Source organism: Blautia glucerasea (assembly GCF_013304385.1).
Lineage (GTDB): Bacteria > Bacillota > Clostridia > Lachnospirales > Lachnospiraceae > Blautia_A > Blautia_A ammoniilytica.
Genome location: NZ_JAAITU010000007.1, coordinates 43,246 through 69,064, shown reverse-complemented (window position 1 = coordinate 69,064; position 25,819 = coordinate 43,246). Strand labels below are relative to the sequence as shown.

Below are 25,819 nucleotides of genomic sequence, written 5' to 3'. Positions count from 1 at the left end.
ATCATCGCTGATGATAAGTGGAAAGGAATTCTCTCAACCTGTCAGTTGCCTTTTCCAACTGGCGCACATTTGGCAGATACACAACGCGGAAATGATCTGGCTGTCCCCAGTTAAAGCCTTTTCCAGGTACAAGAAGCACCTGCTTCTCATGAAGGAAATCCAGGGCAAACTGCTCGTCATCCATAATATTGAATTTCTCAGTATCGATCTTAGGGAAAATGTAAAATGCAGCCCTTGGTTTTACTGCTGTAATCCCTGGAATATCAGTAAGTGCCTTGTAGATATAATCTCTCTGCTCATAAACCCTTCCACCCGGCTGGATATATTCATTCACGCTCTGATAGCCGCCAAGAGCAGTCTGTACGATAGACTGAGCAGGAACGTTGGAGCAAAGCCGCATGGAGGAAAGCATATTCAGGCCTTCGATATAACCTTTTGCCTTGTTCTTTGCACCGCTGAGGATCATCCACCCAATACGGAAGCCTGCGATCATATGAGATTTGGACAGTCCTGAAAATGTAACACAGAACAGATCCGGTGCCAGGGACGCAATGGAAGTATGTTCATATCCATCCATAACAAGACGGTCATAAATCTCATCTGAAAAGATGATCAGTTCATGCTCTCTTGCGATCTGTACGATCTGCTCCAGCACTTCCTTGGGATATACTGCACCGGTAGGATTATTGGGGTTAATGATAACGATGGCCTTTGTCCTGTCTGTGATCTTGCTGCGGATATCATCCATATCCGGATACCAGTCAGACTGCTCATCGCAGATATAATGGACAACATTTCCGCCTGCAAGAGTAGCTGTAGCTGTCCATAAGGGGTAATCCGGCGAAGGAATCAGGATCTCATCCCCATTATTCAGGAGTGCCTGCATGCACAGATTAATCAATTCACTTACACCGTTACCTGTATAAATATCACTCATGGTAACATTGGGAAGCTTCTTCAGCTGAGAATACTGCATAATGGCTTTTCTTGCAGAAAAAATCCCTTTGGAATCAGAATAGCCCTGGGATGTACGTACATTACTCAGCATATCCAGGATCACCTCCTGGGGTGCTGAAAAGCCAAAGGGATAGGGATTGCCGATATTCAGCTTCAGGATCTCCATCCCGTCCTCTTCCATCCTTGCCGCCTCGTCTACTACAGGTCCACGCACATCATATAATACATTATCAAGTTTACTGGATTTTTCAAATTTTCTCATAATTACCTCTTTTCTGCCCTGAGGGCACAACGATTATATTTATCTTCTCATATTTACCGATTTTTCGCAAGTCCTCATCCCATGAAGATTGTTAAAAAAAAAATTAATTGTAACTCTTTTAAAAAAAAATAAATGTAACTCTTTTCTTTTTTAATACTTTAGTGTATAATAGCACTCGAAAAAATTTTCATATCAAAATCAATATGGATGAGGAGGAACTACAATGTCTTATACTGAAGAAGTTTATGAGAGAGTCGTAGCACAGAACCCTGGCGAGCCGGAATTCCATCAGGCTGTAAAGGAAGTTCTTGATTCTCTTAAAGTAGTAATCGACAAAAATGAGGAGAAATACCGCAGTGTTTCCCTTCTGGAGCGCCTTGTTGAGCCGGAAAGAATTATCTCCTTCCGTGTTCCGTGGGTTGATGACAACGGTGTTGTTCAGGTAAATAAAGGATATCGTGTACAGTTCAACAGTGCGATCGGACCTTACAAGGGCGGTCTTCGTTTCCATCCGTCAGTAAACCAGGGTATCCTGAAATTCCTTGGTTTTGAGCAGACCTTCAAAAACTCTCTGACAGGTCTTCCTATCGGCGGTGGCAAGGGTGGTTCCAACTTCGATCCTAAGGGTAAATCTGACAGAGAGGTTATGGCATTCTGCCAGAGCTTCATGACAGAGCTTTCCAAATATATCGGTGCTGACACTGACGTACCGGCTGGCGATATCGGCGTAGGCGGACGCGAGATCGGTTATCTGTTCGGACAGTACAAACGTATCCGTGACCTTTATGAGGGTGTTCTTACAGGTAAGGGTCTTACCTATGGCGGTTCCCTGATCCGTACCCAAGCTACAGGCTATGGTGTTGTATACATGCTGGACGAGATCGTGAAAGCACACAAGGATGCAATTGCCGGCAAGACTTTCGTAGTTACCGGTTCCGGTAATGTTGCTATCTATGCAGTAGAAAAAGCACAGCAGTTAGGCGGCAAGGTTGTTGCCATGTGCGATTCCAACGGATTTATCCATGATCCGGAAGGCATCAAGCTTGATATCGTAAAAGATATCAAAGAAGTGAAACGTGGACGTATCAAAGAATATGCAGACCGTGTTGAAGGTGCTACCTACACAGAAGGTCTCGGCATCTGGAATATCAAATGTGATGTATATCTGCCATGTGCAACTCAGAACGAGCTTTCTCTTGACGGTGCAAAAGCACTGGTAGCAAATGGCTGCAAATATGTAGTTGAGGGTGCTAACATGCCTACTACTCTTGATGCAACAAGCTACCTGATGGAGAATGGTGTTCTCTTTATGCCTGGTAAAGCAGCTAACGCTGGTGGTGTTGCTACTTCTGCTCTTGAGATGAGCCAGAACTCCATGAGACTTTCCTGGACTGCTGAAGAGGTAGATGAGAAGCTTCACAACATTATGATCGATATCTTCCACAAGACAGATGATGCAGCAAAACGCTACGGCATGGAAGACAACTATGTAGCAGGCGCTAACATCGCCGGCTTTGAGAAGGTTGTTGATGCTATGATGGCTCAGGGGATTTGCTAATTCCTGCTCCACCTTACCTAAGTAAATGATTAACCGCCTGTGCTTTTGCACAGGCGGTATTTTTATGCCATACAAAAAAGACCTTGAAGGGCTGGATTTCTCCAGTCATTCAAGGTCAATTCTTACGTTTGGACAATTATTCATAGCTGGGTAATATGCCCTTAACAGGGCAAATACCCAGGCTTTATACAAAAATCAAATTATGCGTTCTTCTCAGCGATTGCTGCCTGAGCTGCTGCCAGACGAGCTACCGGTACACGGAACGGTGAGCAGGAAACATAATCAAGACCGATCTTGTTGCAGAACTCTACAGAAGACGGATCTCCACCATGCTCGCCACAGATACCTACATGAAGGTTTGGATTAACCGGTTTTCCTAATTTGATAGCCATCTCCATCAGCTTGCCAACGCCAACCTGATCCAGTTTTGCAAATGGATCGTTCTCGAAGATCTTAGCGTCATAGTAAGCGTTCAGGAACTTACCAGCATCATCACGGGAGAATCCGTAGGTCATCTGAGTAAGGTCGTTTGTACCGAAGCAGAAGAAGTCTGCCTCTGCTGCAATAGCATCAGCTGTAAGAGCGGCACGCGGGATCTCGATCATAGTACCAACTTCGTACTTCAGATCAACGCCTGCTGCTGCGATCTCAGCATCTGCTGTCTCAACAACGAATTTCTTAACATATTTAAGCTCTTTTACATCACCTACAAGCGGGATCATGATCTCTGGGCAGATGTCCCAATCAGCGTGTGCTTTCTTAACTTTGATAGCTGCACGGATGATTGCAGTTGTCTGCATCTTAGCGATCTCAGGATAGGTAACTGCAAGACGGCATCCACGATGACCCATCATCGGGTTGAACTCGTGAAGGGAAGCGATGATCGTCTTGATCTCCTCAACGCTCTTGCCCTGTGCCTCAGCAAGCTTCTTAATATCCTCTTCCTCTGTAGGAACGAACTCATGAAGCGGCGGATCCAGGAAACGGATAGTTACCGGGTTGCCTTCCAGAGCCTCGAACAGTCCTTCAAAGTCATCCTGCTGATATGGCAGAACCTTTGCAAGAGCTTTCTCTCTCTCCTCTGCTGTTGTGGAGCAGATCATCTCACGGAATGCATCAATACGTCCCTCGCCGAAGAACATATGCTCTGTACGGCAAAGACCGATACCTTCTGCACCAAGCTCAACTGCTTTCTTAGCATCAGCAGGAGTATCTGCGTTTGTACGAACCTTCATAGTTCTGTATTTGTCAGCCCAAGCCATGATACGGCCGAACTCACCAGCGATTGTAGCATCTACAGTCGGGATGATACCGTCATAGATGTTACCTGTTGTACCATCGATGGAGATGAAGTCTCCCTCATGGAACTCTTTTCCGCCAAGTGTAAATTTCTTATTAGCTTCGTCCATAGCGATATCACCGCATCCGGATACACAGCACTCACCCATACCACGGGCAACTACTGCTGCATGAGATGTCATACCACCACGAACTGTCAGGATACCCTGAGCAGATTTCATACCTGTGATATCCTCTGGAGATGTCTCAAGACGAACAAGAACAACCTTCTCGCCTCTCTCAGCCCATTCAACAGCATCATCAGCTGTGAATACGATCTTACCGCAAGCAGCTCCAGGAGAAGCTCCAAGACCTTTGCCCATCGGTGTAGCAGCTTTAAGAGCCTTAGTATCAAACTGAGGATGAAGAAGTGTATCAAGGTTACGAGGATCGATCATTGCAACTGCCTCTTCCTCAGATCTCATTCCCTCATCAACAAGGTCACAAGCGATCTTCAGAGCAGCCTGAGCGGTTCTCTTACCATTACGTGTCTGCAGCATGTATAACTGGCCATGCTCAACAGTGAACTCCATATCCTGCATATCTCTGTAGTGTGTCTCCAGAGTATGGCAAACTTCTGTAAATTTAGCGAATGCTTCAGGGAACTTCTGCTCCATCTCAGCAATGTGCATAGGTGTACGAACACCAGCAACAACGTCCTCGCCCTGTGCATTGGTAAGGAACTCACCAAACAGACCTTTGTTTCCTGTAGCTGGGTCTCTTGTAAATGCAACACCAGTACCACAGTCATCACCCATGTTACCAAATGCCATCATCTGTACGTTTACAGCTGTACCCCAGGAATATGGGATATCGTTGTCACGACGATATACGTTTGCACGTGGGTTGTCCCAGGAACGGAATACGGCTTTGATTGCACCAACTAACTGCTCCTTCGGATCAGATGGGAAATCAGCACCGATTTTCTCTTTATATTCAGCTTTGAACTGCATAGCAAGCTCTTTAAGGTCGTCAGCTGTAAGCTCAACGTCAAGCTTAACGCCTCTCTCAGCTTTCATTTTGTCGATCAGCTCTTCAAAATATTTCTTTCCAACTTCCATAACTACGTCAGAATACATCTGGATGAATCTTCTGTAGCAGTCCCATGCCCAACGTGGATTGTTGGATTTCTCAGATAATACAGCAACAACGTCTTCGTTTAAACCAAGGTTCAGGATAGTATCCATCATACCTGGCATAGAAGCTCTAGCGCCAGAACGAACGGAAACAAGCAGAGGATTTTCTTTATCACCAAATTTCTTGCCGGTGATTCCTTCCATTTTGGTGATTGCTTCCATGATCTGACCCATGATCTCGTCATTGATCTGTCTGCCGTCCTCATAATACTGTGTGCAAGCCTCAGTAGTGATTGTAAAGCCCTGCGGAACAGGAAGACCCAGGTTTGTCATTTCAGCAAGGTTGGCACCTTTACCACCCAGAAGGTTTCTCATATCAGCGTTACCTTCTGTAAACATGTAAACCCATTTTGCCATTTTACATTTTCCTCCTAAATAAATTGTTCTTTCAACATGAAATATGTTTTTTATACGCACATAGTTATTTTATAGAGTTATCCGGCAATAGTCAAGGCTATTTTTCGCTGTGTCTGTATTTTTACCAGTCTTTTTTGTCTATTTTCGTTTTTTTCCTGCATTTTTATTTAATACCAGGTGTCTGGGCAGTCCGTTTACCATCATCGGAGGATAGTCTCCCTGGATCAGAGGCTTGATATAATCAATGAAATCCTTGGTAACATTGGTAGCATCCTTATTCATCCAGCTTCTTGGAACCAGCTTCTCCTCATTGGCGATCCTGTGCACATCATAAATCCCTGTGGCAGCCATGTAAGGATCATCTGATACACGGTCGATCACGATCATCTTACCTGTATCTCCTTCATCTGCTGCTTTCACCGCAGCGCCGCCTACCATAAATGCTTCGTCAATGTCCACCCTGGATGCCATATGGGATGCACTTCTTTGTAAAGTAGAAAGCTCCACTGCACGGGTCTTGCATCCACACTCTGCTGCCAGGAAATTGGCCAGATAAGTAGCTGTACCCTGCAGCTGCTTATGTCCGAAGGCATCTACATAGTCTCCTACATTTCCAAGCTCGCATACATAACGTCCGTCTGCCAGTTTGATACCCTCAGAGACTGCGATTACAATAGAGGATTTCTTTTTCAGCAGTTCCTTTACCTTTACCAAAAAACGGTCAATATCAAAAGGAACCTCTGGCAGATAGATCAGATCCGGACCTTCACACTCTTCTGTCTTGGCAAGAGCAGTGGCACCGGTAAGCCAGCCTGCATTACGGCCCATGATCTCCATAATAGTGATCATATTTTTCTTATAGGTAAGGCCTTCCGCATCCCGGATCACTTCCTTTGTGGATGCCCCAATATATTTGGCAGCACTACCAAAACCAGGAGTATGGTCTGTCAGTGCCAGATCATTATCAATGGTCTTAGGCACCCCAAGGAACTTCTGGGTCTGGCCGGTAAGGATGGCATAGTCGGAAAGCTTCTTAATGGTATCCATAGAATCATTACCGCCAATGTAGATAAATGCATCAATATCCAGCTTGTTCAGGATCTTGAAAATCTTCTCATAAATATCTCTGTCTTCATGGATCTCCGGCAGCTTGTACCTGCATGACCCAAGAAAAGCAGACGGTGTTCTCTTCAACAGTTCAATATCAATCTCGGAATGGATCTGCGTGGACAGATCAATGTACTGTTCATCCAAAAGTCCCTGGATCCCGTGCAGCATACCATAAACTTTGTTAAAGCCTCGCTCAATGGCATTCTTGTATACGCCTGCAAGACTGGAGTTAATAACAGAAGTAGGACCTCCTGACTGACCTACGATAATGTTTCTTTTTTTCCCCATAGTGACATTTCCTCCTCTACATTGGTTTATAATAGTAAATTTTAACAACCAAAGTGTAGGAAGTCAATGTTTTATTGTAAGATTTTGATTAATATATTTTTTACGCCAAATAAAATCATGGAAATAATAGCTGTACATGCAAATATCAGCACAGGTGCATATGTGCTATATGCCATACTCCACGGATCTGTACCGTCTTTCAAATAAAGATCCATCACTGTGATCACAGCCGGATGAAGGATATAGATCATTGTTGCACAATTCCTGCCCAGCCATGCAAAAAATCCGGTAAGAATCCTTCTTTTGTAAAAGCCTGCCCAGCAAAAGAACACACAAAATACACACACAGTAAGAAACGTAGTACTGATATAATGCTCCCGTGGTGCATTTGCCTGCACAGACTCCAGATATCTTCTTTCGTAAAAACTGGTCCAGGTAAATACTGCCCCACCTGCAAGAAACAAAAGTCCTTTCCACCAGCTGCTTTTTTCCAGCTTTTTCTCTTTATGGATCCCTAATGCCCAGCCAATGGCAAAATAAGGAATCCCTACAAACAGATAATTTCTTACGTAAATATAATCAATCTCCTGGTTCCATAAAAGCAGGGAATACTTTCCAAAGATCAGATCTCCGGCAAGAAGAAAGGGTGTCAGAATCAGCATCCAATACTGTTTTTCTTTTTTTACAAGCCAGGCTGCCAGGATCAGCACATACAGGATAGCACCCAGATACCACAGATGGGAACGAAAAGGAGATTCATTGGTAATGAGCAGATCACGGATCTTCTCAGGGGTAAGAAGCTTCTGAAGCTTTCCCTGAATATTGCCTGTGCCATAATAATACACAACAAAAAGATCCCATACAAAATAAAACAGGTTCGCCAGGATCCCTATCCTCAGGATCTTAAGGATCTGTTTTTTTTGTTTCCCTTTTCTTATGGTATCACTGTAGAAAAACCCTGTGATCATAAAAAACACAGGAACTGCAAACCTGAAAAAGATCTTCAGATACATCCCAGCGTCTCCCGGAAATCCCCGATGTATGCTGATCACACCAAAAGCACATATACATTTCAGGATATCCAGTGTTTCCCATCTTTTTTCCATAAAATAAACAGGGGCCTGCCCTTTCACAGGCAGACCCTTTTACCTCCGATTATTTACCTACCTCAAAAGTGAACTTATCTGCAAAATATGCATCCAGCTCATCGATCTTAATACGTACCTGCTCCATGGAATCACGCTCACGTACGGTTACGCAGCCATCTGTTTCAGAATCAAAGTCGTAAGTGACACAGAACGGTGTACCGATCTCATCCTGTCTTCTGTAGCGCTTGCCAATATTTCCTCTGTCATCATACTCACAGTTATATTTCCTGGAAAGGCTGTGATAAATAGCCTCAGCACCATCATTCAGCTTCTTGGAAAGCGGAAGTACACCAATCTTTACAGGTGCAAGTGCCGGATGGAAACGAAGCACAGTACGTACATCATTCTTCTCTGCATCCAGAACTTCCTCATCATAAGCGCTGCACAGAAATGCCAGTACCATACGGTCAGCACCAAGTGATGGCTCGATCACGTATGGGATGTATTTCTGCTTCTTCTCATCATCAAAATAACTCAGATCCTGACCGGATACGTTCTGGTGCTGTGTCAGGTCATAATCAGTCCTGTCTGCAATCCCCCACAGCTCGCCCCATCCAAACGGGAACAGGAACTCAACGTCTGTGGTAGCCTTGCTGTAGAAGCTTAACTCCTCCGGTGAATGGTCACGGTAACGTACCTCATCCTCCTTAAGGCCAAGGGCACTAAGCCAGTCAAGACAAAACTTCTTCCAGTATGCAAACCACTCCAGGTCTGTATCCGGCTCACAGAAGAACTCCAGCTCCATCTGCTCAAACTCACGGGTACGGAATGTAAAGTTACCTGGTGTGATCTCATTACGGAAGGATTTACCGATCTGAGCAATACCAAATGGAATCTTCTTTCTGGAAGTTCTCTGTACATTCTTGAAGTTAACAAAAATACCCTGTGCAGTCTCAGGTCTTAAATATACAGTGTTCTTAGCGTCTTCTGTAACACCCTGGAATGTTTTGAACATCAGGTTAAACTGACGGATGTCTGTAAAGTTGTGCTTCCCACAGGTGGGACACGGAATGGAATGGTCTTTGATAAAGTCCATCATCTTCTCCTGGGACCATCCGTCAACGGATCCGCCTTCGATCTCCAAGCCTTTCTCTGCACAGAAATCCTCGATCAGCTTATCTGCGCGGAAACGCTCATGGCACTCTTTACAATCCATCAGAGGATCAGAAAATCCTCCCAGATGTCCGGAAGCGATCCATGTCTGAGGGTTCATAAGGATGGCACAGTCAACGCCTACATTATAAGGAGACTCCTGAACAAATTTCTGCCACCAGGCACGCTTTACGTTATTCTTTAATTCCACACCCAGATTGCCGTAGTCCCATGTGTTCGCCAGACCACCATAAATCTCTGAACCGGGATATACGAAGCCTCTGGCTTTTGCCAATGCTACGATCTTGTCCATTGTTTTTTCCATAACAGTTCTCCTCATTTTCTCTTCATGATATTCCGCCTGCAAGCAGCGGTTTTATTTATTCAGGAATGCTGTCATTCCTGCTGCAAGATGCGCATGTCACCTTACATCTGATGTTCCTAATTATACTAGCATCCCCTTGGTTTTTCAACCTTGAAATTATTTCATCACTTCCAGGACCTGAAGACTTTTAAACTTTCTGTCTGTATTTCTTTCCACATATGTATGGATGCAGTGCTCCAGTTCCTTAAGTACCTGTTCGTTCACAGTAAAGGTATACAGCTTATTCATTGGCTGGCTTACAATAAATTCCATGGCATATACTGCAGCACCGGAGATCCTGATGGCATCCGGTGCTGTCCTTTGGTCCACACATTCCCGGCAGACAATGCCGTGAAGGCTCTGGGAAAAGAAAAGCTCTTTCATTTCTCCTGCTCTGCGTCCGCAGCTGCCACAGGAAAAAACCTCCGGCATCAGTCCCTGTTCTGCCATAGTACGCAGTTCAAATATGCACCGCACCAGTCTGTCATCAATCTTTGGATTCAAAAGCGCACGTACAGAAAGATATAAAAGATTCATCATTTCTTTTTCATCTGTGCCTTCCTGTCCAAAATAATCAGCCAATTCCAGGAAATAGTAACCATAATAGATACCCGGCTGCTCTCCTGCAAGCTCTACAAAATGATGGGTAACTGATACCTGGTTCAGGTTGTAGCTGCTGCGCCCTTCATAAAGGGTAAAGCTTCCAAAAACGAAGGGATTGGCAGCCGCCATAAACGGACTGTTCTGCCGCCTTGCTCCCTTTGCAAAAGCTGAAATCTTCCCCCTCTCCCTTGTAAGAAGAAGGATCCGTTTGTCATATTCTCCTACAGGCATTGCAGACAGAACGACTCCCTGTACTGTGATCAGATCACTCATTTTCAGATTTCCTTCTTGTCATAACCAAAATTCTTGATCATAAAATCACTGTCGCGCCAGTCTTTCTTTACTTTTACCCAAAGCTTCAGATTTACCTTTGCTTCCAGCATCCGTTCCAATTCATATCTGGCATTGCTGCCGATCTTCTTCAGCATGGTGCCGCCTTTGCCGATAATGATCCCCTTATGGGACTCCCGCTCACATATAATGGTTGCTTCAATATCATACATCAGGTTCTTCCCGGGACGTTCCTTCATCCTATCAATGGCCACTGCGATCCCATGTGGGATCTCTGCGTCCAAAGCATGAAGAGCCTTTTCACGGATGATCTCTGCTACGATCTGTCTCTGGGGCTGGTCTGTAACAGTATCCTCATCATAAAACATGGGGCCATAGGGAAGATACTTGAAAATACTGTCAATAATGTCCTCTGTATTCTGTCCGCGAAGCGCAGAGCAGGGAATGATCTCTGCAAAATCACAGATTTTGCGGTAAGTGTCAATGGCAGGAAGGATCTCTTCTTTTTTGACGGTATCGATCTTATTGATAATCAGGATCACCGGAACCCCTACCTGCTGAAGCTGCTCGGCAATATGCCTTTCGCCTGCTCCGATAAAGGTGGTGGGTTCTACCAGCCACATAATGGCATCTACCTCTTTCAGGGTACGTTCTGCCACAGCAACCATATACTCTCCCAGTTTATTTTTGGCCTTATGGATACCAGGTGTGTCCAGGAATACGATTTGTCCCTGATCACATGTATATACGGTCTGGATCCTGTTTCTTGTAGTCTGGGGCTTTTTAGAAGTAATAGCGATCTTCTGGCCGATCAGATGGTTCATTAATGTGGATTTTCCCACATTCGGCCTTCCGATAATAGCCACAAAACCGGATTTAAAATTTTCATTCATAAAATACGTATTCCTCTCTAACAGGTGATCAGTGACTTTGTTTCCATGAAAAGATCTCTGTTCTTTTCTACTTCGCTTTCGCTTCCTACCACGCAGATCTGGCCGTCAGACAGCACAGCCTCCACAACAGGTGCCAGATTGTGGATGTCTTCTACGGTTGCATCCAGGATCTGATCACGCTCCCTCTGAAGCATTTCCTCTGTAACATGAGAAAAATAGGCTGTTTTGGAAATCGCCCCCTGCATCATTGGAGTCCTTGGCACATCCTTGCCACTGATGGTACCGATAATATATTTGGTCATTTCTCTTTCATCTGAGTTGAAATGACGGATGTATTCCGGAACCCCTTTATATACATCCAGAGTACGTGCCAGATGAGGATCCCTGTAAGAAACAAAAAAGCTTTCTCCATTTCTCTTAAATCCGCTCATACAACCGTATGCGCCGCCTTTTACACGAAGATTGATCCAGAGATAGTCATAGCTTAATGCCACTTTCAGAATATCCAGAGCACCTGTATAAGCAAAGCCCTTTTCCACAAAATTACCTGTCTGGGCTACATACTGTACCTGCCCGGCTGTTTTGAAGCCTTCGTTTTTCTTTGTACAACTGATCTGCTGTTTTCCGTCTGTTTCAGTCATATGTGCCATAAGCTTTTTCAGGGAAACAAACTGTGTCTTTACCATCTCCACAGATTCTTTTTCACCGGTATAGCTAATGCTCATATTTTCCTGGCAAAGGATCTGTCCCATCACCAGCTGCAGGTTCTGCACGATCTCATCTTTCTTTGCTTCAAAATCCTTTTCCAGATTTTCGATAAAGTGATAATAACCGATTCCTGCCATTTCATCCTGAAATGCAGCCATCCGGGATCCATAGGATGAGCCTCTAAGCACAGCTGTCTGATGTCCTGCTGATACAAGAGATGCCTGTGCTCTGGATTTGATCTGGGCAATGATCTCATAGAGCCGCTTTGTATCTGTAAGCTTTGAAGTACACAAAATCTCACGGATCATAGAAAACAGAAATTCATACTTAGGATAAAGAGCTTTACCTCTTACTGAAAACATCGCTGTGAATTTCTGAGGATCCTTTGCATCGTCAAAAACTTCCACACCGCACATAATCCCGCCTGTGTTTTCATTGATCTCATTAAACAATGCACCGTAGGTATAATTCTCTGTATCTACCAATCCAAGCACAGACTTTAACAATCCAAGATAATGGATCTTTTCTATTTCCATATCCTGTACCTGGAACATCAGATCTGTATATCCGATGCCATTAGTACACACATCATGGTAAAGGAACAGACTTCCATCCACCTGCTGGGGATCGTTGGTCAGCTTTGCAGCTTCCCTTTTAATGTCTGTCCGTTTTAACATAGGGATGCACTCCAGAAAAGCCGGATCCTCCTCAGCTTCCTGATAGGCTTCCAGTTCCTGTGTCCTTTTAACCATTTCAGCCAGTTCTTTTTCTGACAGACTCTTGCGGTAGTTCTCCAGTTTATCTGCCAGTTCTTTTTCACGCTTTGCTGCCAGCCCTTTTTTGGGAACAAGACAAAGCACAGCCCCATGAGGATTCTCAAGCAGGCAGTCGCGGATCAGCTGTTCAAAATATCCCTCATCTACAGATTTTTTCAACTGCTCAAAAACAGCCAGCTGCTGAACCTGTGCAAAGGGCTTTTCATCACCATACAGCCAGTCACCCATAATGTCCAGTCCGTACATCAGCCCCTTGGGATAAGAACCAAAGTCTGCTTCTCTGTATCGGAACTCCATATAATTGATCCCTGCCAGGATTGCTTTTTTATCTACACCATTGTGGACGATCTCACCTAAAACCTGACGGATCAGACTTACAAATTCCTCTTTTTTATCAAGATTGGATCCTTTTGCCACAATTGTAAAATATGGCTGTAAAATCCCATCCTCAAAGGAACCGTAAATGTCTTTACCGATCCCTGCATCCAGAAGGGCTTTTTTCAAAGGTGCCCCCGGTGCACTTAAAAGGGCATAATCCAGCACCTCAAATGCCAGGCATTTCACATTATCAGTAGTATCTCCCACAACCATATTGTAAGAAAGATAAGAGTTGTCCTCTTCTCCTTCATTCTCTGCCACAGGATATTCCTTCACAGTATCCCTGCAGGCTTTAAATGCAGGTTGGGGAGCAATGTGGGAATCCACATCCAGTGCTTCAAACCCTGACAGATAATGTTTGTCAATAAATTCCAGCTTTTCTGCCATATCCATATTGCCATACAAGTAAATATAGCTGTTGGAAGGGTGGTAATAGGTTCGGTGAAACTGAAGGAACTGTTCATAAGTCAGATCCGGGATATACTCCGGGTCACCGCCTGATTCTACCCCATAGGTAGTATCCGGGAAAAGAGTATTCATGATCTCCCTTTCCAGTACATCATCCGGTGAAGAGAAAGCTCCTTTCATCTCATTATAAACAACTCCATTATAGGTCAGCGGTCCTTCCGGCTTTTCCAAATGGTAGTTCCAGCCTTCCTGGCGGAAAATCTCTTCTTTTTGATATATATTTGGAAAAAATACAGCATCCAGATATACATGCATCAGATTCTGGAAATCCTGATCATTACAGCTGGCTACCGGATAACAAGTTTTGTCCGGATATGTCATTGCATTTAAAAATGTATTCAGGGAACCTTTTACAAGTTCCACAAATGGATCCTTTAACGGAAACTCCTTAGACCCGCACAGCACGCTGTGCTCCAGAATGTGAGGAACTCCAGTGCTGTCTTTGGGTGTAGTGCGGAATGCAATGGAGAAAACCTTGTTCTCATCATCATTTTCAATCAGCATTACCCTTGCCCCTGTTTTCCTGTGGGAAAGAATATATCCCTTAGAATGAATATCTGTCAGATCCTCTTCCCTGATCAGTTTGTAGGCTGTTAATTTTTCTTTATCCATAAATGCCTCCAGTTATTTACCGTTGATCTTTTTTATGCACTGATTATAAATACGCTTATAGGTAGTACTATCATAGTGAAGACCGTCATCATACCGTACAGTCTTTCCCACACCGCCTAAAGTACTGTAACCTGTACGCATCAGAAAGCGGTATGTATCAATATAAGTAAAGCTGTCACTAAGTCCGGCTTTCAGTTTGTTATTAAAGTCCCGGATCTTGGTCTCGTTTTTATATACAGACCTTCGCATAGCATTATTCATTGGATTCACAGACATGTAAAAAAGCTTACATCCTCTTGCTTTCAGCTTTTCTGCCAGTTGATTCATATAGGTAATGTATGCGTTACCGTAGGACGGATCATTTGCACCAAGGTTAAATATTACAGCTGCAGGCCGTTTCTCTGAAGCAGGGCAGCGAACCTCCGCAAACAATCTTTGCACTGCAGTCTGCTTCAGCCAGTATAACCCCTGTCCTCCTCTTGCGATCATGGATACGCCCTTAGGTACCTTTCCAAAATCAACCAGAAAGGTTTTCTCCATGCCCCGTGTTCTGGAATCCCCTACAAAAATCACCTTACGGTATTTGGACAGGTTTACTTTCTCCAGCTGATTTTCTTTCAGATCCGGCTCCCTGTTCCTTCTGAACATCACTGCATAAAGCTTATGATTTCCATTGATCCGTATCCTCTGACCAGTTTCATATTTTGGTGCTTTCGTCTGCCCCGGTTTGTCCGACCAGCCCATAAATGTGCAGGCAGATGTATTCTTTATCCCAGGCAGGGTAATATAACCTTCCTTATCTACGGATACTGTTTTATATAGTGTGCCGTTTTTTCTGTAAAAAGATACTTTATTTGTATTTTTGCTGTCTGAAACTGCAGGCGGAATATCCTTGATCTGTATGCTGTTCCCTGAGGAAACTGCAGGTCTGCCGTATACAGTCTGGGGCATGCAAAGACAAAGCGCACAAACTGCTGCTGCCGTTTTTTTAACAGCCTTGCCCCATCTTCCCTTTATCCAATCTGTAAACTCCCTCATGTTAATAATCAGATGCCTCCCTCTCCGGGAAAGTAGAGTTCATACACCTCACGGGCGGCTCTGGTGATAAGACTAAGTTCTTCTTCCATTTTGATGGACATTGGGAGATGAATGGCTGTTTCATAAATATCCTTCTGGATCTTCTGCTTTGCTTTGTCCTTGCTAATGCTTACGATCCCGCAAAGAGTGGTATTGTAGGATCTGTCTGTCTGGCAAAGATCCACATACATCTGTACAAGATGACAGCATTCTCTGTACAGAATCTCCTCATACAGTTCTCCTTTATTTCTCAGCTGATCAAACTGAAGGCGGCGTAAATGCTTATTGATCTCTTTCTGTGCACCTTTAAATCCAAACAACTTCTTACCTGCTTCTTTATTGAATTCCATGACCATCCACAGTGAAAGGAAACCGTCTGCGCGATTCTCCTTGTCTACTTTGGATGGCTCTGCATAACGGATCTCCCACAGTTCCTTACGGATCTGATTCTCCTCGGGACACTCTCCTGCTGCAATGGACTGCTCCAGCAGCTCTTTTCTTTTCATTGGGTCATGTTCCTTATAATACTGTGTAATAATAGGTGTATCCATAAATTCAATATCCTCCTGGTTTTCTCTTTCTGTTGTTACGATTGGCGGCAGGTCACTGTTCCTCATAGGTCAGTTCTGTCTCTGCCATATTCAGGGCTTCTTCGATTACTTTATCCATATCCATATAACGATACATACCCAGACGTCCGCCGAACAGTACATTTTTCTCTTCTAAGGCTCTACGCTCATATTTGTCAAACAGTTCACTGTTCTTCATGTCGTTGATAGGATAATAGGGCTCTTTGCCCTTTTCCCATGCTGCCGGATATTCTCTGGTGATCACAGTCTTAGGCTGTGTGCCAAACTCAAAATGCTTATGTTCAATGATCCTGGTATAAGGCACCTGATAATCTGTGTAATTCACAACTGCATTGCCCTGGTAATTGCCCATATCCAGAACCTCAGTTTCAAAGCGAAGTGAACGGTACTCCAGTTCCCCATAGCAGTAATCATAAAATTCATCGATCATTCCTGTAAACAGGATCTTGTCAGCCTGTGCAGACAGCTCCTGACGATTGGCAAAAAAGTCCGTTTTCAGGCACACTTGCACTCCTTCCAGAAGTTTCTTAATGATCTTGGTATATCCACCCACTGGAATTCCCTGATAAGGATCTTTAAAGTAATTGTTATCATAAATGTAGCGGAGCGGCAAACGTTTGATAATAAATGCAGGAAGATCCTTACACTCTCTGCCCCACTGCTTTCTGGTATAGCCCTCTACCAATTTTTCGTATACATCCTGTCCAACCAAAGCAAGAGCCTGCTCTTCAAGGTTCTTTGGATGGGTGATATGCATACGGCTGATCTGCTCCTGGATCTTTGCCTTTGCCTCTGCCGGAGTCTTTACTCCCCACAGCTGATGGAAGGTGTTCATGTTAAAGGGCAGGTTGTAAAGCTCATCCTTGTAGATAGCTACCGGAGAATTTACAAAATGATTAAAGTCTGCAAACTGGTTCACGTATTCCCACACATTCTTCTTTGATGTATGGAAAATATGGGCTCCGTATCTGTGTACCTGGATCCCTTCTACTTCTTCTGTATAAATATTTCCGCCAATATGATCTCTTTTGTCAATCACAAGACAAGTTTTCCCTTTTTGGGCCGCTTCATGTGCAAACACAGCCCCAAACAAACCTGCTCCAACGATCAGATAATCATATTTCTTCATTTAAAAAGCCCCCTTTTGTAAGTTTGTTATTTACGAAGATATACATTTTTAATATAATGAAGCGCTTTTTCTTCCCCATGGTCACTAAGGATCCGAAGAAGCGCTTCCAGATCTCTTTTGGTCTTTGGATGTACAAACCATAATTTATTTTTGCTTTTCAGATAATACTGTAATGGAGCCTGACAGGTATAAGCATCTCCCATATAGGTTCTGGATGCACTGATCCTGTCCATCACCATCTCCGCAATATATTTTCTGGGCATAGGCGCACCCATGATCACATGTGAATCATCAAGGGAATAATCTACCCAATGCTCATAATGATGTTTATTCCTTCCCTTATGGTGAAGCCATGCTGTGGAAACTCCGGTGGCCTCCCTTTCTGCATTGTTTGGGCTACGGTCTCCCTGATAATACCTGCATCCTACAAGAAATTCCGCAGGCGAATACTTGGAAAGATCATGAAGAAGGCCCTGCTTATATAGTCCGATACGAAAGCAATAACCCATTACCATCAGTTTATGCTTTGTGATTGTTTTGAAGTGAAGCCACGGATGCATGTTTTACCTCCTGCCCTGCATTTTTTGTATCACGTATTTTCTTTTTTCTTTTGCTGGGAACAGGAAGCCGTTCTCCAAGAAGCACTACAATGCTCCTTGGCTGGATCTCCACAGACTTGGTATACTCCCTGGCATTCTCTTTCTCATAGAAGCCATCTCCGGTCAGATCCCAGGTATCAAGCACCTTTTTCCATTGCATGGTATCCGGCAGATCCGGTAATGCCAAAGAACGCTTTTCCCAGTAGAAATTATATCCAATGTAAATATTCTCATCGGCTGTTTGATCTCCTGCATATGCACCGCAGTACAGAATGCCCAGCATGCGGCTGGTATTCTCTGAGCTGCAAAACCAGGCACGTTCGCCGTGGAAGGACATATCTGGAAGCCCCATTGCCAGATAATCTGACTCTCTTAGCTGCGTTGCCCCGTGAAGGATGGGATGCTCCATTCGAAAACGGATCAGCTTCTTTACAAACGTATGGATCCCCTGATTTTTCTTTTGGCCTTTCCAGTCTACCCAGCCAATGCTGTTATCCTGACAATAGGCATTGTTATTTCCTTCCTGGGAATTACAGATCTCATCTCCACCGTAGATCATAGGCGTCCCCTGTGCAAGAAGTACCATGGCAAATGCATTACGGATCTGCCGTTCCCGAAGCTGCCGGATGGCTGTCTTCCTGCTTGGACCTTCCATACCACAATTCCAGGAATAATTATAAGCGCAACCGTCCGAATTATCCTCTGCATTGGCTTCATTGTGTCTGTAATTATAAGATACCATATCATTCATGGTAAATCCATCCTGGCTGGCCATATAATTGATCACACCGTAAGTGTCCGGATTTCTGGAGAGGCGGTATCTGGCTGCTGAAACCATATCCTCGTCACTTTTCAGAAAGCGCCGCATATCCTGAAGAAATCCCGGATTGTATTCAGCAAAGCTACGGTGTACAAATTTCCGTCCTCTGTAAAATTCATTCATATCGTATCCCTGGGTCATGATCATTGTGCCGGCAAGAAGGCCATCCCGAAGAAGCAGTTCCAGCGGAACTCCGTCTCCCAGAAGATGAAAACCGTCTACATGGTAATATTCTTTCCAGAACTGAAGGGCATGTAAAGGAATCAGTGGACTGATATCCCTAGGGAAGAACATTTCCATAATGCAGCCAATTCCAGCCTTATGAAGTGCTTTGACCATATCCTTAAACTCCTGTACCGGATCTCTGCCGGCGCAGTAGGCTTCCTTTGGGGCAAAGTAACTTCCAGGAATATACCCCCAGAAATTCACTTCGTCCTTTTTCCTTCGGCTGGTGATCATCCCTTCCTGTTCCTTTTTATCGGCCACTTCCTGAAATTCATAGGCAGGCATCAATTCAATGGTATTTATCCCTAAATCCTTCCAATAAGGGATCATCTCTGTCAGCCCCTGAAATGTACCTTTTTTCTTTATGGTACTTCCGGCAGCCTTTGTATAGCCTCTTACGTGAAGCTTGTAAAGGATCATATCCTTATATTCTCTCTGGATCCCTTCATCTCCTTCCCAGTCATATGGAGTATCTTTAAGAAGCTCACACCGTACTGCATGAGGATCCTCAGTATACGGACTTCCAAATTTCCTCCTGCCTGTCAGACGGCAGGCACAGGGATCCTGAACCACGCTTCCGTTGATCAGAAAATTGTACTGGCAGCTGGCAACGCTTTTATCTGTAAGACGGATGGCAAAAACTCTGCCTGTTTGGTATTCCCGGCCCATAGGAATCTCCTCAACTGGTGCAAGCTGATTTCGTTTATATAAGAGCAGGGAAACCTGGGCATCCTCAGGAGCTTCAACTGCAAAATTGTATCCGCCCTCCAGCTTGTACGCCCCAAGGACCTGTGGATATCCCGGTTTAATTCTGGTGTTATTCATAGACTGCATATGTTGCCCTCCTACTTTTAAAGATTGATCTCCAATTCCACCGGACAATGATCAGATCCCATAATCTCTGTATGGATCTTTGCATCTTTTAATCTATCTTCTAATGAAGAAGAGGTAAGAAAGTAGTCGATCCTCCATCCTGCATTTTTCTCCCTGGCCTTAAATCTGTAGGACCACCAGGAATAAATCCCTTCCTGTTCCGGATAAAAATACCGAAAAGTATCTGTAAAGCCATGATCCAGTAATTTTGAAAAGCAAGCCCGCTCTTCATCAGTAAATCCTGGATTCATACGATTATTCTTAGGATTCTTAAGATCGATCTCTTTGTGTGCCACATTCATATCACCACAGCAGATCACAGGCTTTTGCTCCTTAAGTTTCTGCAGATAAACAAGGAAATCTGCTTCCCACTGCTGCCGGTATGTAAGACGGCGAAGTTCACTCTGGGAATTGGGTGTATATACAGTAACTACATAAGCTTCCGGAAATTCAAGTGTGATCATCCGCCCCTCTTTATCATGCTCTTCTATACCCATTCCATAAAAAACAGAAAGAGGTTCCTTTTTTGTAAAAATGGCTGTGCCGGAATATCCTTTACGATTGGCATAATTCCAATACTGATGATAGCCCGGAAGTTCTATTTTCACTTGCCCTTCCTGACACTTGGTTTCCTGCAGACAGAAAACATCTCCGTCCAGCTTCTTGAAACTCTCCTCAAATCCTTTGGTCAGGCAGGCTCTGATCCCGTTTACGTTCCATGAAATAAGTTTCATTCTTTGCTCCTTTACCAGGGCAGGATACCTGCCCATATGATGCTGCGAATCTGTTTTCAATTGCTTTTATCCATTTTCGCATACTGTTATAAGTATAACACAATTTAACAGATAAAAACAGCTTTTCTTGCTTGCATACCTAAAACAGCAATGCTATAATTGTTCCGTTACAAAGGAATCTTAAAATACCTATTATATGAGGGGGAATTATGAATGGAAACTTATGAGATTTTCAAAGATCTGGCCATTATCCTGATCTCAGCCAAATTGTGTGGTCTTCTCGCCGGAAAGCTGAAAGCACCGCAGGTTGTAGGGGAGATCATTGCAGGACTTCTGATCGGTCCTTGTATGCTTGGTCTTGTTCAGCAGACAGATCTGATCAGCGGTCTGGCCGAGATCGGTGTTGTTCTGCTTATGTTTTTTGCCGGTCTTCAGACCAGTCTGAAGGATCTGATGCGTACAGGCTGGAAAGCCTTTCTGATCGCCTGTTCAGGAGTACTGGTCCCGCTTCTTGGCGGATATCTGCTTTATAGCTGCTATTATGGTTTTGCTCCCGGCGGTTCTTCCGGTTTTTACTCTGCGATCTTTACCGGAGTGATCCTGACAGCCACCTCTGTAAGTATTACGGTTGCCACCTTGAAGGAGCTGGGCTATCTTAAAACAGAAACCGGAACAACCATTATGAGTGCTGCGATCATTGACGATGTGATCGGGATCATTGTACTGACCTTTGTAATTGGTATGAAAGATCCTAATTCCAAGCCTTCCAAGGTGATCATTTCCACTGTACTGTTTTTCCTGATTTTCTTCATCCTGGGTGTTCTGATCTGCAAATTCTTCCAGTGGCTGGACAAGCGTTATCCTCATACAAGGAGACTTCCTATTTTCGGCTTTGTACTTGCCTTTGCCATGGCCTATATTGCAGAAAAATATTTCGGCATCGCTGATATTACCGGTGCTTATGTGGCAGGTATTATCCTGTGCAGCATTGATGATGCAGAATACATTGCCCGCAAGGCAGATGTAAGTTCATACATGGTATTTGCTCCTGTTTTCTTTGCCAGCATTGGATTGAAAACAAACATTGATCAGCTGACACCTGCTCTTCTTCTTTTCTGTGTACTTTTTGTGGCAATAGGACTGATCACCAAGATTATAGGCTGTGGACTGATGTCCAAGATACTTGGTTTTAGCGGCGAAGATTCTATCAAAATCGGAATAGGCATGATGACTCGTGGAGAGGTTGCCCTGATCGTTGCTCAAAAGGGCCTTCAGGTTGGTATGATCGAGTCCAAGTATTTCACAGCTGTGATCCTGCTGATCCTGGTATCTTCCGTGATCACACCTATTTTCCTGAAATTGCTTTACTCCCGTTCCTCTTCCAGGGCGTTAAGCAAATAAGGAATACCAGTGATATATTGAGTAAATATACAATACCAGTCATACATTAAGCAAATAAACAATACCAGTCATTGCAATCTGGTTACATATCTGTTAGTATAATGATACCTGTGGGTTTGCAAAGTATAAAGCGATCCACAGGTATCATATTAAAGAAAAGCGAGGTTCATTTTTATGAGCGATACAGAATTTGGCTGCAGTGGCAGTACTTCCTGCAGCCCCAGCGACTGTGCTTCCTGTGCAGGCGGCTGTGGCGGCAGTGACATTTCTTCTCACCGTACCATCACTCTCACCATGGAGGATGATACAGAAGTAGAATGTGCCATCCTGACCATCTTCCCGGTAGATGCAAAAGAATACATTGCACTTCTTCCTCTGGATGAGAACGGTCAGAATACTGATGGAGAGGTATATCTTTACTCCTTCACCCGCACAGAATCCGGCGATCCAATGCTGGCAAATATTGAAGATGATGAAGAATACAATAAAGCAGCCGTTGCTTTTGATGTTGTCCTTCAGAATGCACGGGATGCAGAAGAAGCCGGAGCTCCCCTGGAATAATCTTCCAGGGGCTCCGGCTTCTTTTTTGTCTGCCAGGTTTTCCTTATTTTCCTGTGGTACTTCCAAACCCGCCATTTCGCACATCTGTTACATCATCATCTACTGTAATACCGTATTCTACAAAGATTCCCTGCATGAAGCCTGTGCCTGCAGCAATCTCCACAATTTTCCCTTCCTTTGAATCATTGGTCAGCTTTGCAAAAATATGTCCCTCATTATCAGAATAGAAATAATCACTGTCAATGATCCCTACTGTATTATTCAGCTGCAGCCTGTATTTAAATCCAAGACCGCTTCTTGGATAACATTTCAATACCCAGTCCTGTTCCATTTCCACACGGATCCCAGTAGGGATCTTCACAGTTTCACCAGGCTTAATGGTATAACTTACCGGTGCAAAAAAATCATACCCGGCACTTCCTGCAGTGGCTCTTCTGGGAAGAGAAAGATTCTCATATACAGCCTTTACTTCTTCCTCTTTCATTTCCGGAAATGAATCCTTCCAGTCACCGGCAAATCTTTCAAAGCTTACTTTATGGAATTTTCCAATTCTTCTCATAATTCTAACTCCTGTAAAAAGAGCTGCCACATCAATCCTGCAGCAGCCCTTTGCTCTTATTGTAATAATGGAATTTATTTTCTTGCTTCTGCCGGAACATCCTTGATGCTGAAGCTCATTCTTCCCATCTTGTCTTTTCCAAGGCAGATCACTGTCACCTTATCTCCAAGTGTAAGTACATCCTCTACCCGGTTGATGCGCTCCTTGCAGATCTTGGAAATATGAACCATACCCTCTTTGCCTGGTGCAAACTCAACAAATGCACCAAACTCCTTAATACTGATCACACGGCCGGTAAAGATCTGACCCTGTTCAAAATCTGTAGCAATGATCTCAATCATTTTCTTGGCTTCTTCCATACTCTTGGCATCAACACCACAAATGGAAACTGCGCCTTCGTCTGTAATATCGATCTTAACACCTGTACGCTCAATAATCGTATTGATGGTCTTTCCACGCTGTCCAACTACATCACCAATCTTCTGCGGATCGATCTGGATCTGGATGATCTTAGGTGCATAAGCGCCAACGCTTGGACGTGGACCTGGGATACATTTCTCGATCACTTCTGTAAGGATGTACTCTCTTGCCTCTTTGGTACGTGCAATTGCTTCCTCTACGATTTGTCTGGTAAGACCATGGATCTTAATATCCATCTGGATAGCTGTGATACCATCATGGGTACCTGCTACCTTAAAGTCCATATCACCAAAGAAATCCTCAAGACCCTGGATATCGGTCAGGACGATATAATCATCATCTGTATCTCCGGTAACAAGACCGCAGGAAATACCTGCAACCGGTTTCTTGATTGGTACTCCGGCTGCTTCCAGAGACATGGTAGATGCACAGATACTTGCCTGAGAAGTAGAACCATTGGACTCAAAAGTCTCAGACACTGTACGGATTGCATATGGGAACTCTTCTTCACTTGGAAGTACTGGTACAAGAGCTCTCTCTGCCAGTGCTCCATGACCAATCTCACGACGTCCCGGTCCTCTGGACGGCTTTGTCTCGCCTACAGAGTAGGATGGGAAGTTGTAGTGATGCATATATCTCTTAGATGTTTCAAACTCATCCAGTCCGTCCAGTCTCTGTGCCTCGGCAAGCGGTGCCAAAGTAGTCACTGTACAGATCTGTGTCTGTCCTCTTGTAAACATGGCAGAACCATGAACTCTGGGGATAATATCCACTTCTGCAGCCAGAGGACGGATCTGCTTGATGGCACGTCCATCCGGACGCTTGTGGTCTTTCAGGATCATCTTACGTACAGTCTTCTTCTGATACTGGTATACAGCCTCACCAAGTACAGCCAGCCATTCTTCTTTATCTGCAAAAGCTTCTTTCAGCTTCTCAGTAACCTGTGCCACATTGTTCTCTCTTGTCTGCTTGTCATCAGAGAATACTGCCACTTCCATTTCTTCTGGAGGAACGATCTCTTTGATGGCTGCAAAAAGCTCTTCCGGAACTGCACAGGACTGATACGTATGCTTTTCTTTACCACACTCTGCTACGATCTTATCGATGAATTTGATGATCTCCTGATTGACTTCATGTGCCTTGTAGATGGCTTCGATCATCTTTGCTTCGGGAACCTCATTGGCTCCGGCCTCGATCATGATCACCTTGTCTCTTGTGGAAGCAACTGTCAGCTGAAGGTCAGACATATCCTTCTGTGCAAGAGTTGGGTTGATAATAAACTCTCCATCAATCAGGCCAACCTGTGTGGTTGCACATGGACCGTCAAATGGAATATCGGAAATACAGGTAGCAATGGAGGAGCCCAGCATTGCAGGGATCTCAGGATTGCACTCCGGATCAACAGACATAACCATATCTACCAATGTAACATCATTTCTATAATCCTTAGGAAACAGAGGACGCATTGGACGGTCAATCACACGGGAAGTAAGGATCGCATGCTCACTGGCCTTTCCCTCTCTCTTGTTGAATCCGCCCGGGATCTTCCCAACAGCGTACATCTTCTCTTCATATTCTACACTTAAAGGGAAAAAGTCAATTCCCTCTCTTGGCTCCTTTGATGCTGTAGCTGTTGCCAGTACAGTGGTATCGCCATAATGCATCAGGGCTGCACCGTTTGCCTGCTTTGCAACACGTCCGATGTCTACAGTAAGCGTTCTTCCAGCTAATTCCATGGAATAACTTTTGTACATCTTTTTTCTCCTTTTCAATTCTCTTATTTTCTTTGATCTGACACAGAAGCCCGAAACAACTGAAAAAACCATTTGCCTGCCAAAGCAACTGGGCTTTTCAGTAGTCTCGGAATAACTTCTGCTGCCTTAACATAAGAATCCTGCAAAGCAGGATTCTCCGCCTGCGGCGGGTCGCCTTAAGCGACATCTACCCTTCCGCCGCAGTGCGATCCTGCCCGGTAGGGCTTTTTTATGTACTAGGAAATTCCAACGGAATTTCCTAGTACATAAAACAGGGACGGATGGAAATCCGTCCCTTCCGCATACTAATTACTTTCTTAAACCTAATTTTTCAATCAGTGCACGGTATCTTGCGATATCTGTTTTCTTTAAGTAAGCTAACAGACCACGTCTCTGTCCAACCATTTTCAGAAGACCTCTTCTTGAATGATGGTCTTTGTGGTTGCTCTGAAGATGCTCGGTAAGCTCCTGGATCCTTGCTGTAAGGATAGCTACCTGAACCTCCGGTGAACCTGTATCACCTTCGCTTCTTGCATACTCTTTCATGATCGCTGCTTTCTTTTCTTTTGAAATCATCTTTGATTTCCTCCTTAAAATAATATTATAGATGCTCCGGCAAATCCTTACCGTAAGCCTGCAGGTAAACGCCGCATATTAAGAGACGGTCGGAGTTTCCAACCTCTGAATATGGGCTGTACCCACACAAAAGACAGTATAGCATATCCGCCTTTTTCTGTA

The 25,819-nt window shown here is 44.2% G+C and carries 20 protein-coding genes; 3 read left to right on the top strand and 17 right to left on the bottom strand.

Features of this window, described 5'->3' with window-relative positions:
• Position 1: 1 nt before the first annotated feature.
• Positions 2–1,219, bottom strand: a complete 1,218-nt coding sequence (locus G5B11_RS04760) for an aminotransferase class I/II-fold pyridoxal phosphate-dependent enzyme (protein WP_158422024.1) — start codon at positions 1,217–1,219, stop codon at positions 2–4.
• Positions 1,220–1,442: 223 nt separating this feature from the next.
• Between G5B11_RS04760 and gdhA the strand changes: the two genes are divergently transcribed.
• Positions 1,443–2,777, top strand: a complete 1,335-nt coding sequence (gene gdhA / locus G5B11_RS04755; RefSeq protein WP_173727059.1) for an NADP-specific glutamate dehydrogenase — start codon at positions 1,443–1,445, stop codon at positions 2,775–2,777.
• A 200-nt stretch (positions 2,778–2,977) separates the two neighbouring features.
• On the opposite strand, the gene ppdK is transcribed toward gdhA, so the two are convergent.
• From ppdK to G5B11_RS04690, 13 genes are all read right to left on the bottom strand, one after another.
• Positions 2,978–5,608 (bottom strand): pyruvate, phosphate dikinase, encoded by a 2,631-nt coding sequence (gene ppdK, locus G5B11_RS04750; protein WP_173727058.1) that lies wholly within the window; start codon positions 5,606–5,608, stop codon positions 2,978–2,980.
• Between the two features lie 138 nt (positions 5,609–5,746).
• A complete protein-coding gene (locus G5B11_RS04745) occupies positions 5,747–7,006 on the bottom strand; it encodes a 6-phosphofructokinase (protein WP_158422027.1) in 1,260 nt (419 codons plus the stop codon).
• Positions 7,007–7,077: 71 nt separating this feature from the next.
• Entirely contained in the window at positions 7,078–8,112 is a 1,035-nt protein-coding gene (locus tag G5B11_RS04740) for an acyltransferase (RefSeq protein WP_173727057.1), read from the bottom strand.
• A gap of 49 nt (positions 8,113–8,161) precedes the next feature.
• Positions 8,162–9,571, bottom strand: coding sequence for a glycine--tRNA ligase (locus G5B11_RS04735; RefSeq protein WP_158422029.1), 1,410 nt, complete (start codon positions 9,569–9,571; stop codon positions 8,162–8,164).
• A 156-nt stretch (positions 9,572–9,727) separates the two neighbouring features.
• A complete protein-coding gene (gene recO / locus G5B11_RS04730) occupies positions 9,728–10,486 on the bottom strand; it encodes a DNA repair protein RecO (protein ID WP_173727056.1) in 759 nt (252 codons plus the stop codon).
• A gap of 2 nt (positions 10,487–10,488) precedes the next feature.
• Entirely contained in the window at positions 10,489–11,397 is a 909-nt protein-coding gene (era, locus tag G5B11_RS04725; protein WP_158422031.1) for a GTPase Era, read from the bottom strand.
• A 17-nt stretch (positions 11,398–11,414) separates the two neighbouring features.
• A complete protein-coding gene (locus G5B11_RS04720; protein WP_158422032.1) occupies positions 11,415–14,339 on the bottom strand; it encodes an insulinase family protein in 2,925 nt (974 codons plus the stop codon).
• Positions 14,340–14,351: 12 nt separating this feature from the next.
• Positions 14,352–15,377, bottom strand: a complete 1,026-nt coding sequence (locus tag G5B11_RS04715; RefSeq protein ID WP_173727055.1) for an SGNH/GDSL hydrolase family protein — start codon at positions 15,375–15,377, stop codon at positions 14,352–14,354.
• Positions 15,378–15,385: 8 nt separating this feature from the next.
• Complete coding sequence (locus G5B11_RS04710; RefSeq protein WP_244092914.1) at positions 15,386–16,033, bottom strand: DUF6553 family protein; 648 nt, start codon at positions 16,031–16,033, stop codon at positions 15,386–15,388.
• Positions 16,020–17,135, bottom strand: a complete 1,116-nt coding sequence (gene glf / locus G5B11_RS04705) for a UDP-galactopyranose mutase (protein WP_158422034.1) — start codon at positions 17,133–17,135, stop codon at positions 16,020–16,022. The genes G5B11_RS04710 and glf overlap by 14 nt, the downstream gene beginning before the upstream one ends.
• A gap of 26 nt (positions 17,136–17,161) precedes the next feature.
• Positions 17,162–17,695 (bottom strand): DUF5662 family protein, encoded by a 534-nt coding sequence (locus G5B11_RS04700; protein WP_158422035.1) that lies wholly within the window; start codon positions 17,693–17,695, stop codon positions 17,162–17,164.
• Entirely contained in the window at positions 17,655–19,613 is a 1,959-nt protein-coding gene (locus tag G5B11_RS04695; protein ID WP_173727054.1) for a Type II secretory pathway, pullulanase PulA and related glycosidase, read from the bottom strand. The genes G5B11_RS04700 and G5B11_RS04695 overlap by 41 nt, the downstream gene beginning before the upstream one ends.
• Before the next feature lie 17 nt (positions 19,614–19,630).
• Positions 19,631–20,386 (bottom strand): exodeoxyribonuclease III, encoded by a 756-nt coding sequence (locus G5B11_RS04690; RefSeq protein ID WP_173727053.1) that lies wholly within the window; start codon positions 20,384–20,386, stop codon positions 19,631–19,633.
• A gap of 213 nt (positions 20,387–20,599) precedes the next feature.
• Between G5B11_RS04690 and G5B11_RS04685 the strand changes: the two genes are divergently transcribed.
• Positions 20,600–21,787 (top strand): cation:proton antiporter, encoded by a 1,188-nt coding sequence (locus G5B11_RS04685; protein WP_173727052.1) that lies wholly within the window; start codon positions 20,600–20,602, stop codon positions 21,785–21,787.
• Positions 21,788–21,961: 174 nt separating this feature from the next.
• Positions 21,962–22,348 carry a DUF1292 domain-containing protein gene (locus G5B11_RS04680; RefSeq protein WP_158422039.1) on the top strand — a complete coding sequence of 129 codons (387 nt, stop codon included), beginning with the start codon at positions 21,962–21,964 and terminating at the stop codon, positions 22,346–22,348.
• Between the two features lie 43 nt (positions 22,349–22,391).
• Here G5B11_RS04680 and G5B11_RS04675 read toward each other — a convergent pair whose 3' ends face one another.
• From G5B11_RS04675 to rpsO, 3 genes are all read right to left on the bottom strand, one after another.
• Positions 22,392–22,907: a deoxyuridine 5'-triphosphate nucleotidohydrolase gene (locus G5B11_RS04675; protein ID WP_158422040.1), complete on the bottom strand. Its 516-nt coding sequence runs from the start codon at positions 22,905–22,907 to the stop codon at positions 22,392–22,394.
• Between the two features lie 74 nt (positions 22,908–22,981).
• On the bottom strand, positions 22,982–25,081 hold the full coding sequence (locus G5B11_RS04670) for a polyribonucleotide nucleotidyltransferase (RefSeq protein ID WP_158422041.1): 2,100 nt from the start codon (positions 25,079–25,081) through the stop codon (positions 22,982–22,984).
• A gap of 309 nt (positions 25,082–25,390) precedes the next feature.
• Positions 25,391–25,657, bottom strand: coding sequence for a 30S ribosomal protein S15 (rpsO, locus tag G5B11_RS04665; protein WP_158422042.1), 267 nt, complete (start codon positions 25,655–25,657; stop codon positions 25,391–25,393).
• Positions 25,658–25,819: the final 162 nt, after the last annotated feature.